Raw genomic sequence first — 15,348 nt, forward strand, 5'->3', positions numbered from 1 at the left:
GATGAAGTCCGCCCTTGTAGCTGTTTCGGTAGCGACTGTTTGGACCAAGCCAGAATCTCCGCGAGACATCGATCGTGCGGCGCTCGCTGCACCCGTAGATCCTCGTGGCTGGCTTACCTCTCTTACCATCGAAGACAAACTGGGCTTTTACGATGATAACATGATTCAAACCCAGGCTCTTTACGGTACACGTGTGGAAGTAGAAGAGGAACTAGGGGATTGGTCCAAGGTCCTCATTCCCGACCAGTTTTCCAAAAAAAGCACGATTGGTTACCCTGGGTGGATTCCCACAAACCAGTTGGCGCCGTGGTCAGAAGCGTTTGAGGGGAAGGATGGCCAAAAGCTGGCACTGGTGACTTCCTCCATGGCTCAACTGTACACGAAAGACAGACAGGAAGATGTGGAGCTTGCCTATTTGACCAGATTGCCGCTGCTGTCCGAGACAGAAGACGGCGTCATCGTGGCGACACCCACTGGAGAAGGCTTTTTGCTTGCCGAGGACGTAAAAATTGTTCGGGCTAACGAAAATATCGAGGTAGCGGGCAACCGAGGAGAAGCGATTGTGGAAAACGGCAAACGTTTCCTGGGCCTGCCATACCTATGGGGCGGCATGTCTTCGTACGGATATGACTGCTCCGGCTTTGCCTACAACATGCACCGCTCTATCGGGATTCAAATTCCTCGCGATGCCTCTGACCAAGCTACACAGGGCAAACTGGTGGAAAAAGAAGACCTGCTTCCTGGTGATTTGCTCTTCTTTGCTTTCGAGGAAGGGAAAGGCAGAGTCCATCACGTCGGGATTTACATGGGCAATCAGGAAATGATTCATTCTCCTGACACACGGGGTGCGATCGAGATCGTCAAGCTCGATGACACTTACCGGTTGATAAAAGAGCACTGCGTGTCGAGAAGATACTGGTAAACGGATGACAGGGGGAGGAGTGGCCAGATGCAAAAAAAGAAGCTGGTCCAGGTAAAAAACCTAACGAAAACCTTCGAAGTGGGTAAAGGGGCGTCTCTCAAGGCAGCTGATGGTGTGTCCTTTGATATTTACGAGGGTGAAACCTTTGGTCTTGTAGGCGAGTCGGGCTGCGGTAAGTCTACGACAGGTCGCACGATTATCAGCCTGTACAACCCGACGTCAGGAGAAGTAATCTTTGACGGCCAAAACGTGCATAAAGCATCCTCCAGTGCACGCAGCAAGCTTACACGTGATATGCAGATGATTTTCCAGGATCCCTACGCCTCCTTAAATCCGCGGATGAACATCTCGGAGATTATTGGAGAAGGTCTGCAGCTAAACGGGCTCTACAAAGGAAAAGAACGTGCCAAGCGGGTCATCGAGCTCTTAGAGATGGTCGGTCTGCAAAAAGAGCACGCCAATCGTTTCCCGCATGAGTTCAGCGGCGGTCAGCGTCAACGGATTGGGATTGCTCGTGCGCTTGCTGTAAATCCGCGGTTTGTCATTGCAGATGAACCGATATCGGCACTCGATGTGTCCGTGCAAGCACAGGTCGTCAATTTGATGAAGAACCTGCAGCGGGAGCAAAACCTCACGTACCTGTTTATTGCGCACGATCTCGCGATGGTAAAGCACATTAGCGATCGGATCGGCGTGATGTACCTGGGGAGTCTGGTGGAAATGACAGAGGGCGAAAAGCTGTATGAATCACCGAAGCATCCCTATACCCAAGCATTGTTATCGGCCATTCCCGTCCCTGATCCTGACTTGGAAAAAAGTCGCGAACGTACCATTATCGAGGGCGACGTACCAAGTCCGATCAATCCACCGAGCGGGTGTGTATTCCGGACGCGTTGCCCGGTTGCCAAAGAAGTTTGCGCGCAACATAAACCGACCTGGCAAGAGGTAGACCACGGCCATTATGTAGCCTGTCACTTGTACCAATAATCGACTGACTTTTCTCCATCATTCGACACAATTTGCAAAAAACCATCCCTGACTGCGGGGGTGGTTTTTTGTTAGAGAATGCAAGGGAATGTCCTCCTTTTTGTGGAAGCGCTACCATCAGGTATTTGTGTAAAGTGCTGTTAATATTCTGTAAACACGCAGGAATTGGACGACTTTTGTCGAAATACCGATACTATAAACATCTGGTAACAACTAGGCCTAACTTCGTCGATTTTCCATTCCAGAGAAGTGAGGGTTGCATATGGCTCTGAGTACATCCTCGTTCCAGTCAACGCCACGTCGTTGGCGGGAAGTAGAGACACAGCTGGGAATTACCGTGCCCCGATCCCTACGATCAGACACGTCCGCCCTGTTGTTTTTGGAAAGTGTCGCTGCAACACCCATGTTGGACAAAGAAGAAGAGTTGGAATGCTTGGTTCGCTATCAACAACATGGCGATCTCGAAGCCAGGGAAACCCTGGTCCGAGCGTACTTGCGCTACGTAGTAAATACAGCTTTGCGTCATTTAAAACGCGGCATGCCATTTCTGGATCTGATCCAGGAGGGTACGATTGGTTTGTTTACCGCCATTGACAAGTTTGATGTAGGGCGTGGTGTGCGTCTCTACCATTACTCGCATTGGTGGATTTCGCAGGCTATCACTCGTGCCATTAATGACAAGGGGACATTGATTCGTATCCCTGTTCACATGCATGAGCAAATACGGCAGTATCAAAAGCAGGTGCTTCACCTAGTACATGCGTTGAACCGCACGCCTGACCGCCAAGAAATCGCGGGCTTGCTGGACCTGCCACTGGAAAAGGTGGACGCGATTGAGCTGGCTTTGATGATGAAAATGGAGTCTCTCGATGCTGAGCTGCAAAACGAAAAGTGGCTAGCAGGACAGGAAGACGAATCATTGAGCTATGCGGAAGTCATGGATGATAAAGAATCGTCCCTCGATGACTGGATTGAAAAAGTAGATCTGCGCTCCCAGATGCGCGCTGCTCTCGAAAGACTCAGTCCTCGCGCCCAAGAGATCATTTCCATGCGGTACGGTCTGTACGATGATCAGGTTTACACCCTAGAGGAAGTTGGCAAAATGTTCGGTTTGACCCGTGAGCGCATACGCCAGATCGAAGCGACAACGATTGATCGGTTGCGCACGCAAAAGGCATCCCGTGTTCTGAAAGATTATTTGTAAGCAAATAGATTGGAAAAACCCCCTCGAGTACGGAGGGGGTTTTTCTTGTATGGCGGTAAAGTGTCGAGCGAGCGCAGGGGGTGGGCGTAGTCTTTCTTTCTTGTGGTAAACTGTATAGATACGGTCTTTTAGATTTTGTTCATTGTGAAAAGGAGGATCGCCATTATGAGCGATTATTTAATAAGAGCAACTGGATATAACGGACATGTTCGTGCCTTTGCAGCACGTACGACTACGATTGTAGAAGAAATTCGCAGCCGTCACGACATGTGGAATACGGCGACAGCAGCAGCGGGTCGAACACTCACCGTTACTTTGATGATGGGCGCGATGTTAAAAGGAGACGAGACCCTGTATGTCAAAGTAAAAGGGGGAGGTCCGATCGGTCAGATCATCGCCGAAGCCAATGCGGATGGGGAAGGTGTAGCCTACGTAACCAATCCGCACGTTCATTTCGACCTCAATGAAAAAGGCAAGCTCGACGTAAGGCGGGCAGTAGGAACGGACGGTTTTGTTTACGTGACAAAGGATTTGGGGCTGAAAGAGCCGTACCAGGGCAGCTCCCCGATTGTTTCCGGTGAGATCGGAGAGGACTTTACGTACTACTTCGTGACCTCGGAGCAGACGCCATCCGCAGTAGCAGTAGGCGTATTGGTGAACCCGGAAGACCGCTCTGTGCTGGCAGCGGGAGGTTTTATCCTTCAGCTCTTGCCAAATACGCCTGAGGAAGTTGTCGCCAAGATGGAAGAGCGGCTGAGTGGTCTCCCACAAGTGTCGCGCATGATCGGCGAAGGCTTATCCCCAGAAGAGATTTTGGAAAAAGTGCTGGAAGAACCGAAGTTCCTCAGCCGTACGGAAATTAATTTCCACTGTAAATGCTCGGCTGATAAAGTGAGCCAGGCCCTGATCAGCCTAGGCCGCGTGGAAATCGAAAGCATGATCGAGGAACAAGGAGAGGCAGAAGTACACTGCCATTTCTGCAACGAGCGATACCATTTTGACAAGTCCGCGTTGGAGGACCTCATGAAAGACATGTAAGCGCGGCGAACGAATTGGGGAGAGGATGGAATGACCAACACAAAAGGGTTGTGGGCATTCATCGGAGCGCTTGTCGTGCTGCTCTTGGTCGTCACCTGGTCGTGGTACCAGACGTCTACCAAGCTGCAGCCGGCAGCGGTGGTGGGCGGATCTACCATTAGCGAGGCAGACTACATCTCAGCGCTCAAGCAAAAATTCGGGGATCAGGTCCTGCAAGACATGGTCAATCGCGAAGTGGTGTTTCAGGCAGCCAAGCAGCAGGGAGTAACAGTGGATCAGGCCGAGCTGGATCAAGAGATGGCACAGATTCGCGAAAGCTATGGGAGCTCGAGCGATAGCGAATTCGAGCAGGCATTGATCAAACAGGCGGGTACGACAGTAGAGGCACTTCGGCGTGAAATTACGTACCAGCTCCTCTTGCAGGCTTTGGCTACCAAGGATATTGTCATCAGTGACGAAGAGCTACTTACCTTCTACAACAACCACCCAGAGCGTTACGCCAGACCTATGCAGATGCGGCTGTGGCAGATCGTCGTTGCAACGCAGCAGGAAGCCGAACAAGTCGCTGCGGAGTTAAAGCAGGGCGCCAATTTTCAAGCGCTTGCCAAAGAACGCTCCATCGATTCCTTGACGGCGGGCAACGGTGGCGATATGGGCTGGCTGTCCCTTGGCGATTCCCGATTGCCGGATGAGGCACAGGATGTAGTAGCGGATTTGGAAACCAAGAAAATCAGTGCACCGATGAAGGTCAAAGAGAACTATGTGATCTATCAAATGGCGGATCGCAGAAAAGCCGAGCAGCAATCCTTCGAACAAGTCAAAGAGGCGATACGCAAAGAGCTGGCTTTCGCACAGGTAGAATCGCTGGATGAGGTTTTGGATCGGCTGCGACAGTCGGTAGGCGTTGAAATTTCTGAGCAAATGCAGCATTGACCAATTGGGCAGTGGTTGATATAATTTAACCAACAAATCCAAGTTATTTACTCGGCTATAATAAATAAGGGGGCAGGACTTATGCGCGTGGCGAATTCCATTACAGATTTGATTGGATTTACACCATTGGTAAAACTCAATCGAGTTGTCAGCGAAGATATTGCAGACATTTATTTGAAGTTGGAATTTTTCAACCCAGGCAGCAGCGTAAAAGACCGGATTGCATTGGCGATGATCGAAGCAGCTGAAGCAGATGGCACTCTGAAACCGGGCGATACCATCATCGAACCAACGAGCGGAAATACAGGGATCGGTTTGGCGATGGTTGCTGCCGCAAAAGGCTACCGCGCGATTCTGGTCATGCCAGAGACGATGAGTATCGAGCGTCGCAACCTGTTGCGTGCATACGGTGCTGAGCTGGTTCTGACACCTGGCAGCGAAGGTATGGGCGGGGCCATTCGCAAAGCAGAAGAGCTCGCAAAGGAAAATCCCTCGTACTTCATCCCGCAGCAATTTAAAAACGCTGCTAACCCAGCTATCCACCGTGAAACGACAGCTGTCGAGCTGCTGGAGCAAGCGAAAGAAATCGGTGGCGTAGATGCGTTCATTTCCGGTGTCGGTACAGGCGGAACCATTACAGGTGTAGGGCAAGTGCTACGCGAAAGCTACCCGGACGTGAAAATTGTAGCGGTTGAGCCAGCAGCTTCTCCGGTTCTCTCCGGTGGCAAACCAGGCCCTCACAAAATCCAAGGGATCGGAGCGGGCTTTGTTCCGGAAATTTTGGATACGCATATCTATGATGAGATCATTAAAGTCGAAAACGATGATGCTTTTGAAACCTCCCGCCGTGTAGCTCGCGAGGAAGGAATCCTGGGTGGAATTTCTTCTGGAGCAGCGATTTTTGCAGCGATCAAAGTAGCTGCTGAGCTGGGTAAAGGCAAAAAAGTCATCGTAATTATTCCTTCAAACGGTGAACGCTACCTGTCGACTCCTTTGTACTCTTTCGAAGACTAAGGGCAACGGTAGCAGCTTCCAGGACCACGCAGGGTCAGTTTTGGCCGTCGTGGTCTTTTCTTTTTGTATCAGACCCCCTTATAATGAACGGATGATATATATCACGAAAAGACCGGAGCGTGAAAGGATTGCTGTTCCCTACGTTTACTGACTGCCAGACGCATGCAAATGCTTACCCATACGTGCCTATTGCCCTTCTCAAAAAATGGCCGACTCATCTCGACCCGTGGCAAGTGCTGACAAGCCTTCATCCGTCCCTGCAGGATAGCGTGCTGCTGGAAAGTGGAAGAGTCGGGCGGTTCACCTTTTTGGGTTATCAGCCAGTCGCTGCTCTTCGCAGCAAGCGGGGAGAGTCGATCATTTCTTACCGAGATGGACGCGTCGACAGTGTAAACGGGGCGCCCTTCGATGCCTTGCGCTCTCTTTTGGAGCAGTACCGTACACCTGTGCTTCCAGACATGCCAGACTTTTCCGGCGGTGCTGTAGGCTATATGAGCTACGACATGAATCACTTTTTTGAGCCAAGCCTGCCTCAGATCGCGACAGACGACTTACAGTTGCCGGACCTGTATGTTATGATAATGCAAGACCTTCTCGTCTTTGATCATACGACCCGTGAAATGACTTTTTTGACCCATGTGAAGTCGGAGCAATTGAGTGAAGAGTTGTATCAAAAGACAGCAGATTCGCTGGAAAATCGAGCGAAGGCGCTGGATCATTTGGTCATGACTTCGGATGATATCGACTGGGATGCGCTGCGGAAGAGACCGCTTACGCAACAAACGCCAGCATCTGTTTCCTTCGCCAAAGACCAATTCGAGGATGCCGTTCGCCGGGTTCAGGAGTATATTGCCCAGGGAGACGTGTTTCAGGTCAACCTGTCCGTTCGCCAGAGCAAGCCAATGAACGTGACAGCACCGGAAGTCTACAGCGTCCTGCGCAAGCTGAATCCGTCGCCGTACATGGGCTATCTGAGCTTTCCTGAGTTTCAGCTGGTTAGCGCGTCACCTGAGCTCTTGGTAAAGGTAAAGGGTGGCGAGGTAAGTACCCGTCCGATCGCAGGGACGCGTCCACGGGGACAAACCGATGAGCAGGATGAAGCATTGGCTCGCGAGCTGATCGACAACGAAAAGGAGCGTGCCGAGCACGTCATGCTGGTCGATTTGGAACGGAACGATTTGGGGCGCGTGTGCCGCTTTGGCAGTGTGGAAGTGAGCGAGTTCATGGTCGTGGAGAAGTACTCCCACGTCATGCATATCGTCTCCCATGTCAAAGGAGAGCTGGCCGCAGACAAGGATGCCTTTGATGCCGTTGCAGCTGCTTTTCCGGGAGGTACGATCACAGGAGCACCCAAGGTCCGCACGATGGAGATCATCGAGGAGCTGGAGCCAGTCAAGCGTGGCGTGTACACAGGCTCTATCGGTTGGTTCGGATTCAATGGAGAAGTCGAGGTCAATATCGCCATCCGTACGATGGTGGTAAAAGACGGCATGGCTCACGTGCAGGCGGGAGCGGGGATCGTGATCGATTCCGTGCCAGAGTCAGAGTATGCGGAGTCCTTGAAAAAGGCAGAAGCGTTGTGGAAAGCGTTAGAGCTTGCCGAGCAGAGAACGATGAGTTGAGAGGAGATGAGTGTTAGATGATTTTGATGATTGATAACTACGATTCTTTTACCTACAATTTGGTGCAGTACGTGGGGGAACTGGGCGAAGAGCTGCAGGTGTATCGAAATGACAAGATTACGCTTACGGAGATCGAACGATTGTCCCCGGACTATCTGATGATCTCACCTGGACCGTGCACGCCGAATGAAGCGGGCATTAGCATGGATGCCATTCGTCATTTCGCCGGGAAGATTCCAATCATGGGGGTCTGCCTCGGTCACCAGTCCATTGGTCAGGTTTTCGGAGGAAAAGTCATTCGTGCAGAGCGTTTGATGCACGGGAAGACCTCCGAAGTATTTCATGATGGGAAAACGATTTTTCAGGACATCCCGTCGCCGTTTACAGCTGCGCGCTATCACTCTTTGATCGTGGAGGAGTCCTCGATCCCAGAAGAGCTGGAAGTAACGGCACGTACGGCTGAGGGCGAGATCATGGCGATTCGCCACCGGGAGTACCCGATCGAAGGGGTACAGTTCCATCCAGAGTCGATCATCACCCAGCATGGAAAGCAGCTTCTGAAAAACTTTCTGACCGCCTATGCGCGCCATACGATTGGGTAAAATCATAGATCGAGTAAATAGAACAACCGCCTTGCCTAGCAGGGCGGTTTTTTTTGTTAACAGAACCTTGGCAATTCTTAACATCCTCTTTATACGGCGTTAACGGTATATCGACACTAGGCCTGTACAATGTGAAAAAGATGACGAAAAGGAGCGATTGACATGGATGTAAATCGTCGACAATTTTTGACTTATCTTGGAGCAGGTACAGCGGCTTTGGCTTCGATGGCAACGGGGATTCCTGCACTTGCAGCAGGTGGCAATCTCTCGGGCAAAACGGCAGATCACTTGTTTGGCCTCGAGAATCAAAAACATAATTTCAATCCGAAATTCAAAGCAATCCACCCAACGACCCAAGACGATGTCGTTTTGCCAGAAGGCTTCAAATATGACGTAGTCGCTTCTTATGGAGATAAAATCAACGCTGCTGGCGATACCTTTGGCTTCAACAATGACTTCACCTGTTTCCTGCCGATTGATGGCAAGGCAGACCACGGACTTCTGTGGGTGAACCACGAGTACCTGGGAGAGCTGGAGCATTACGTGACGGGCTATGACTTCTTAAACGCAGATCCAGAGAACAACACGCGTACTCCTGATCAAATCAAAAAATATTTGTATGCACTGGGCGGTTCCGTCATTGAAATCAAGAAAGAAAACGGAAAATGGAAGCTCATCTCCGACTCCAAATACGGCCGTCGCGTCAGCGGGCTGACCAAGCATGCTTTGACGGGTCCAGCTGCATCCATTGCCAAAGAAGTAACAGGGACCTTTGCGAACTGCTCCGGTGGGGTAACGCTTTGGCACACTGTACTGTCCTGTGAGGAAAACTTCATCGATGTGGTCGGCGATTGCAAGCTTCCAGACGAAACACACTACGGCTGGGTGATTGAGGTCGATCCGTTCGATCCGAAATCTACGCCAAAGAAGCATACCGCACTGGGCCGCTTCTCTCATGAGAATACAGCAATGGTACTGGCTCCAACTGGACAGTTGGTTGTTTACATGGGCGACGACGCCAAAGACCAATACGTGTACAAATACGTATCCAAAGGAAAATTCGATCCGAAAGCGGGCAAATCCAATAGCAAGCTGCTGGAAGAAGGTACGCTGTACGTAGCGAACTTTGGAAAAGGAAAATGGATCGCGTTGGACTATGCCACAAATGAAGCATTGCAAAAAGCGACAAACAGCGATGGCGAGCCTTTGTTCACTTCCCAGGCAGATGTGCTGGTCAACTGCCGTGAAGCCTCCAAAGCTGTTGCAGCTACACCAATGGATCGCCCGGAAGACCTTGAGGTGCATCCGATCGACGGTTCCGTCTTCATCGCGCTGACAAACAACGACAAGCATGGCAACTTCTATGGCCAAATCGTTCGACTGTTTGAAAAAGACAACAATCATGCGGGTGGAGAGTTCACGTTTGAAATCTTCGCAGCGGGCGGTCCACAAAGCGGCTTTGCAGCGCCGGACAACATGGCGTTTGACAGTGCGGGCAACCTGTGGGTCGTAACCGATATTTCTTCTTCCTCTATGAATAGCGGCATTTACAAAAGTTTTGGCAACAATGGCGTATTCTTTATTCCAACGACAGGAAATAGTAAAGGAATGGCAGCGCAATTTGCTTCTGCTCCGGTTGGTGCAGAAATGACAGGTCCTTGGTTTACACCGGACGAGAAAACACTGTTCCTCTCCGTACAGCATCCAGGTGAAAACCTGAAAGGCTATGACCAACCAACCAGCCACTGGCCAAAAGGCGGAAGCTCCGTTGCGTTGCCGAGTGTGATCGCCATTACCGGTTTCTAGGAAAAGGAGTGTAGCCACCTATGTTATCGTCTATCGGAATTCCTGGGCTGATCTTGATTTTAATCATTGCGCTCGTGATTTTTGGACCTAGCAAGCTGCCGGAAATCGGGCGCGCATTTGGTCGGACGTTGACTGAATTCAAATCAGCTACAAAAGATTTGACGAAAGATGACGATGAGAGCAAAGAAAAGGCTGTGAAGGGTTCGACAGTCGAGCTTTCCGCATCGGCACTTCCGGAAGATACGTTGAAGCGAGTCAACTAATCCAGCTCGAGGAAAAGGTGGTGCGTGAGAGAGCGCATTGCCTTTTTCCTTTTACACACACCGATTCCATGGCTAGGGGGAGGGCTTTGCATGGGTCAAGAAATGCCGTTTTTGGAGCATTTGACTGATTTGCGTCGCCGGTTATTGATTGTGGCAGTTGCGCTTGTGCTGAGTGTGCTGATCTGCTTTTTATTTGTCGATCACATTTATCAGTTGCTAGCGAGTCGTTCAGGGGAAAAATTGGCCATTCTTGGGCCAGGCGATATTTTGTCGATCTACGTGAAGCTGTCTGCTGTTGGCGGGATTGCCTTTACCATTCCGATCGCCGCTTACCAGGCATGGAAGTTTGTCGTTCCGGCCCTGCAAGAAAGGGAGCGCAAAATCGCGTTGATGTACATCCCGGCACTGTTTCTGCTTTTTTTGCTCGGACTATCCTTTGCCTATTTGATCCTGTTTCCCATGATGTATCACTTCGTCTTGGGACTGTCTAACGGCAATTTCGATCTGGTGATCACGGCGAACGATTATTTCACGTTCATGCTTAACCTTTGTCTGCCGTTCGGGCTTTTGTTTGAGCTGCCTGTTGTCGTGCTTTTTCTGAGCCATCTGGGAATTTTGAATCCCCATCGCCTGGCAAAAATGAGAAAGCCCGCTTATCTGGTGCTGTCGGTGATTTCCATTACGATTACGCCGCCTGATTTTCTCTCGGACATCATGGTGATCGTGCCGTTGATTGTGTTGTATGAAATATCGATATCGATTTCTCGCGTGATACACCGTAAACGCACTCGGGAAACTGCGCTATCTGCGTAAGTATGGTATGATGCTCTCGATCATGTTAGCGGGAGAGAGTGTGCATGCGCGTTTATGTAAATGGAACGGTCTTACCGGCTGAACAAGCTTCTGTTTCAGTGTTGGACCATGGCTTTTTATACGGAATAGGGTTGTTTGAGACACTGCGTGTTTACGATCGTCGCCTGTTTTTATGGGAAGCTCACTATGCCCGGCTCTGTTCCGGGCTTTTGGCATTGCGCATCGCGCCAGTGTGGACGTCGGAGGAGCTGGCGGAGGCGGTGATGCAGACGGTTGATGCGAATGGATTGCGGGATGCTTATGTTCGGCTTAGCGTAACGGCGGGGCCGGAAGGGGTGGGGCTCGTAGCGGACGGGTATTCACGGCCTTCGCTATTTATTTTTGCCAAGCCGGTAGCCCCTCTCGCGGATCCGCCCTTGCCGAAGCGTTTACAGACGCTGTCGTTGGCTCGCCAAACAGCAGAAGGTCACCAGCGCTTCAAGTCCCACAACTACCTCAACAACGCGCTGGCGAAGCAAGAGGTAGGGGCGCGCATGGATGTAGAGGGCTTGTTTTTAACGCACGACGGCTATCTGGCGGAGGGCATCGTCAGCAATCTTTTCTGGATGAAAGATGGTTGCTTGTTTACCCCATCACTGGAAACGGGAATATTGGATGGAGTGACACGTCAGCATGTTCTTTTACTGGCGAAACGAATGGGCATGTCGGTAGAAGAAGGCAAATATCGACCAGAAGTGCTTCGGGAAGCAGAGGAAGTGTTTGTGACCAACTCCGTTCAGGAGATTGTCCCGGTGCAGGAAATTGACGATCATGTAGTCATTTCGACCTATGGGGTTCACACACTACAACTGCACCTTGCGTATCGCGAGTCTGTAGCGATCAACGAGTAAATTATGGTATGCTACTAATCAACATGTTACGTCGGAAAAGGGAGTCACGCTCATGAAGTACAATCCATTTTTGATCCATGCAGCGTCTCGCGAGGAGCTGGAAACCGAGCTGTCCAAGCGGGGGATAGGTCCCGTGGAGAGAGCGCGTTTGGCGGAAGCTGATGGAGGCTTGCGCATGCACTTAGAAAACTTGAGTGAGGAAGAAGCGAGCCAGCTGCGGGCGGACATGCTGACGGTTGGAGGGGAAGCCCTTCTATCAGATCAGCCTGGGAAAACCGATCGTTTCACGGCTTTTCTCATGTCCACACGTTCCCAGCTGGAGGCGTTGATTGAGCTTGCGGCAAAAAGAAGCGACGGCTTGCGTACGGCTTCTGCAGAGCTACGGGAGGTTTTGGCTGGTCCGAAGCGGCTACGCGAGCAGCGAGAATTGGTATGCAGGGGCCGAGTGCTTCCGCTCGGTCAACGTACCTTGATCATGGGGATTCTGAATGTGACCCCGGATTCATTCTCGGACGGAGGGAAGTTTGTCGATCTGGATCAGGCTTTGGCGCAGGCTCGTGCCATGGTTGAGGCAGGGGCGGACATCATCGATATTGGCGGAGAATCCACGCGGCCTGGCTCTGTACCCGTGGGTGAGGCGGAGGAGCTGGATCGGGTGCTGCCAGTCATTCGTATTTTGTCGCAGGAATTGTCCGTTCCGCTGTCGATTGACACGTACAAGCCAGAAGTGGCTGAGCGAGCGGTTCAGACTGGAGCTCATATTGTGAACGATATCTGGGGAGCTAGACGGGACAAGCGAATGGCAGAAGTCGCTGTACGCCATCAGGTTCCGATCATATTGATGCATAACCGGGAAGATACGAATTACGGCGATTTCTTTGCGGATTACATTCGCGATTTGCGGGAGTCGGTAAAGATTGCACTCGCGGCAGGTGTGAAACCTGATCAGATTGTCCTTGATCCGGGCATCGGATTCGCGAAATCACAGGAACAAAACCTGGAGACCATGCGCAGGCTGGATGATTTGGTCGCATTGGGATATCCAGTCTTGCTTGCGACATCGCGAAAAAGAATGATTGGCAATGTCCTGGATCTCCCTGTGGATGAGCGGGTAGAGGGGACAGCAGCGACGGTTGCTCTCGGAGTGACCAAAGGCTGCCATATGGTTCGGGTCCATGATGTAAAAGAAATGAAGCGCGTTGCCAAAATGATGGATGCGATGCTTCGAGGAGGCATTACTGTTGGATAAAATCTACTTCAAGGGTATGTCGTTTTACGGCTACCATGGGGTGTTTGGAGCAGAGGCGGAGCTGGGACAGCGGTTTTACGTCGATCTCGATCTGTCCTTGGATCTGTCTCGTGCAGGGGCTAGCGATGATCTAAACGACACTGTGAACTACGCAGAGATTTTTACCTGTGTGCAGCAGATCGTTGAGGGCGAGCGCTACAATCTGGTGGAAAGGCTGACGGCGCGGATCGCAGAGAAGCTACTTTGCGAGTTTCCATTTGCGGAGGTCAAAGTAAAAGTGACGAAGCCGAATCCGCCGATCAATGGACATTATGAGTCCGTCGCGATCGAGATGGTTCGCCGCAGAGAGGACTTTGGTTCATGACGGTATGTGCTTACCTAGCGCTCGGGTCCAACATGGGCAAGCGGGAGGAAACGCTGCAAAAAGCAATACATAAACTGCAGGAGCAGCCCGGTATCCGCGTTCTTCGGGTATCCAATATATACGAAACCGATCCGGTCGGCTATGTCGACCAGGATGCATTCCTCAATATGGTGATAGCCGTCGAGACAGAGCTGTCTGCTGATCAGCTGCTTAAGACAGCGCTGACTATAGAAAGAGAGCTGGGACGAGTCCGACTCATACGCTGGGGACCACGCACGATTGATATTGATCTGTTGCTGTTTGGCGATCGTACCATCGAGACAGAACATCTCAAGATTCCACATCCATCGATGGCAGAGCGAGCTTTTGTGTTGGTCCCTCTTCGTGACGTTTGGGAGGGAGGCGCTTTGCCTGTGTACAACCAGACGATTGATCATTTTCTATCGCATTTGGCAGAGGATCACAAGGGGGTACGTAAGTGGGGAACAGTTCACTTGGAAATCGAATCCGGTCCTTCCGAAAGCTAAAAGGGTATACACAGCAATCCCTTTCGGAAAAGCTGGGAGTGTCACTATCGTTCGTCGGGTCGCTGGAGCGTGGGACTCGCGTGCCGACAGAGCCGGTCCTGCGAAAGATCGCCAGCACTTTACAGGTCGACTACGACGAATTATGTGCTATAAATAAATGATGACTTTTGGATAGGTCACACCTCTCCAAGCACCCGCCAGCGACGATAGATCGCTTGCGTTATGGGATTTAGGAGGTAAACATAAATGAAAATCGGAAATATTGAACTGAAAAATAATGTCGTACTTGCACCGATGGCTGGGGTTTGTAACCCTGCTTTTCGTTTGATTGCAAAGGAATTTGGGACCGGGTTGGTCTGTGCCGAGATGGTCAGCGATAAAGGGATCGTGCACGGCAACAAAAAAACCATTGAAATGCTCTATGTCGATGAGCGCGAAAAGCCGTTGAGCTTGCAGATTTTTGGCGGAGACAAGGAAACGCTGGTAGAAGCGGCGAAACATGTCGATAAGCATACCAATGCCGACATCATCGATATCAACATGGGCTGTCCGGTGCCGAAAATCACGAGCTGTGATGCAGGTGCCCGCCTGCTTCTCGATCCAAACAAGATTTACGAGGTCGTTTCCGCTGTAGTCGATGCTGTTGAAAAGCCCGTGACTGTCAAAATGCGTCTGGGCTGGGACGAGGAACATCTGTATGTAATTGAAAATGCCAAGGCCGTCGAGCGCGCAGGTGGAAAAGCGATAGCTGTCCACGGTCGTACGCGTGTACAGATGTACAAAGGACATGCAGACTGGAGCTGGATCGGTCGTGTGAAGGAAGCGGTCTCGATCCCGGTCATTGGGAACGGCGATGTCGCGACTCCGGAGGATGCACGACGCATGCTGGATACGACAGGCTGCGACGGCGTAATGATCGGCCGTGCAGCATTGGGTAATCCGTGGATGCTATATCGGACGATTCAGTACCTGACCACAGGTGAACTGGCGGCAGAACCATCTGTACGTGAAAAAATGGATATCTGCCTGTTGCATGCAGAACGATTGATTGCGCTAAAAGGACCGCGCGTCGGTGTCCTGGAAATGAGAAAGCATGCTGCTTGGTATTTGAAGG

17 protein-coding genes (1 of these 17 cut by a window edge) are annotated in these 15,348 nt (G+C 51.2%); all 17 read left to right on the plus strand.

Annotated features, from left to right (window positions below; translation table 11 throughout):
• Position 1: 1 nt before the first annotated feature.
• A complete protein-coding gene (locus ACLIN2_RS01030; protein ID WP_411503036.1) occupies positions 2-922 on the plus strand; it encodes an NlpC/P60 family protein in 921 nt (306 codons plus the stop codon).
• Positions 923-949: 27 nt separating this feature from the next.
• Positions 950-1,909, plus strand: a complete 960-nt coding sequence (locus ACLIN2_RS01035) for an ABC transporter ATP-binding protein (RefSeq protein WP_411503037.1) — start codon at positions 950-952, stop codon at positions 1,907-1,909.
• 262 nt (positions 1,910-2,171) lie between these two features.
• Positions 2,172-3,113, plus strand: coding sequence for a sigma-70 family RNA polymerase sigma factor (locus tag ACLIN2_RS01040; protein ID WP_411503038.1), 942 nt, complete (start codon positions 2,172-2,174; stop codon positions 3,111-3,113).
• Positions 3,114-3,278: 165 nt separating this feature from the next.
• Entirely contained in the window at positions 3,279-4,151 is an 873-nt protein-coding gene (gene hslO / locus ACLIN2_RS01045; RefSeq protein ID WP_122927040.1) for an Hsp33 family molecular chaperone HslO, read from the plus strand.
• 30 nt (positions 4,152-4,181) lie between these two features.
• Positions 4,182-5,084 carry a peptidyl-prolyl cis-trans isomerase gene (locus ACLIN2_RS01050; RefSeq protein WP_411503039.1) on the plus strand — a complete coding sequence of 301 codons (903 nt, stop codon included), beginning with the start codon at positions 4,182-4,184 and terminating at the stop codon, positions 5,082-5,084.
• A gap of 81 nt (positions 5,085-5,165) precedes the next feature.
• A complete protein-coding gene (gene cysK, locus ACLIN2_RS01055; protein WP_411503040.1) occupies positions 5,166-6,098 on the plus strand; it encodes a cysteine synthase A in 933 nt (310 codons plus the stop codon).
• Positions 6,099-6,229: 131 nt separating this feature from the next.
• Entirely contained in the window at positions 6,230-7,720 is a 1,491-nt protein-coding gene (locus tag ACLIN2_RS01060; protein WP_411504502.1) for an anthranilate synthase component I family protein, read from the plus strand.
• 17 nt (positions 7,721-7,737) lie between these two features.
• Positions 7,738-8,322: an aminodeoxychorismate/anthranilate synthase component II gene (gene pabA / locus ACLIN2_RS01065; protein ID WP_327933377.1), complete on the plus strand. Its 585-nt coding sequence runs from the start codon at positions 7,738-7,740 to the stop codon at positions 8,320-8,322.
• A gap of 162 nt (positions 8,323-8,484) precedes the next feature.
• Complete coding sequence (locus tag ACLIN2_RS01070) at positions 8,485-10,128, plus strand: PhoX family protein (protein ID WP_411503041.1); 1,644 nt, start codon at positions 8,485-8,487, stop codon at positions 10,126-10,128.
• Between the two features lie 20 nt (positions 10,129-10,148).
• Entirely contained in the window at positions 10,149-10,391 is a 243-nt protein-coding gene (locus ACLIN2_RS01075; RefSeq protein ID WP_122962108.1) for a twin-arginine translocase TatA/TatE family subunit, read from the plus strand.
• 90 nt (positions 10,392-10,481) lie between these two features.
• Positions 10,482-11,204, plus strand: a complete 723-nt coding sequence (tatC, locus tag ACLIN2_RS01080) for a twin-arginine translocase subunit TatC (protein WP_122927046.1) — start codon at positions 10,482-10,484, stop codon at positions 11,202-11,204.
• A 44-nt stretch (positions 11,205-11,248) separates the two neighbouring features.
• Positions 11,249-12,094 (plus strand): aminodeoxychorismate lyase, encoded by an 846-nt coding sequence (pabC, locus tag ACLIN2_RS01085; RefSeq protein ID WP_122962107.1) that lies wholly within the window; start codon positions 11,249-11,251, stop codon positions 12,092-12,094.
• 52 nt (positions 12,095-12,146) lie between these two features.
• Positions 12,147-13,343 carry a dihydropteroate synthase gene (folP, locus tag ACLIN2_RS01090; RefSeq protein WP_400588555.1) on the plus strand — a complete coding sequence of 399 codons (1,197 nt, stop codon included), beginning with the start codon at positions 12,147-12,149 and terminating at the stop codon, positions 13,341-13,343.
• Positions 13,336-13,707, plus strand: coding sequence for a dihydroneopterin aldolase (gene folB, locus ACLIN2_RS01095; protein ID WP_122962105.1), 372 nt, complete (start codon positions 13,336-13,338; stop codon positions 13,705-13,707). Before folP ends, folB begins: the two co-directional genes overlap by 8 nt.
• Positions 13,704-14,234 (plus strand): 2-amino-4-hydroxy-6-hydroxymethyldihydropteridine diphosphokinase, encoded by a 531-nt coding sequence (gene folK / locus ACLIN2_RS01100; protein WP_092277342.1) that lies wholly within the window; start codon positions 13,704-13,706, stop codon positions 14,232-14,234. The genes folB and folK overlap by 4 nt, the downstream gene beginning before the upstream one ends.
• Complete coding sequence (locus tag ACLIN2_RS01105) at positions 14,186-14,395, plus strand: helix-turn-helix domain-containing protein (RefSeq protein WP_092277339.1); 210 nt, start codon at positions 14,186-14,188, stop codon at positions 14,393-14,395. Before folK ends, ACLIN2_RS01105 begins: the two co-directional genes overlap by 49 nt.
• Positions 14,396-14,480: 85 nt before the next feature.
• A protein-coding gene (dusB, locus tag ACLIN2_RS01110) for a tRNA dihydrouridine synthase DusB (RefSeq protein ID WP_122962103.1) crosses the window boundary here: on the plus strand, positions 14,481-15,348 show its 5' portion. The gene runs 161 nt beyond the window's last position; 868 of the gene's 1,029 nt are visible here — the first part of the coding sequence; it begins with the start codon at positions 14,481-14,483; the stop codon falls past the right edge of the window.

The organism is Brevibacillus centrosporus (assembly GCF_046622605.1).
GTDB lineage: Bacteria > Bacillota > Bacilli > Brevibacillales > Brevibacillaceae > Brevibacillus > Brevibacillus centrosporus.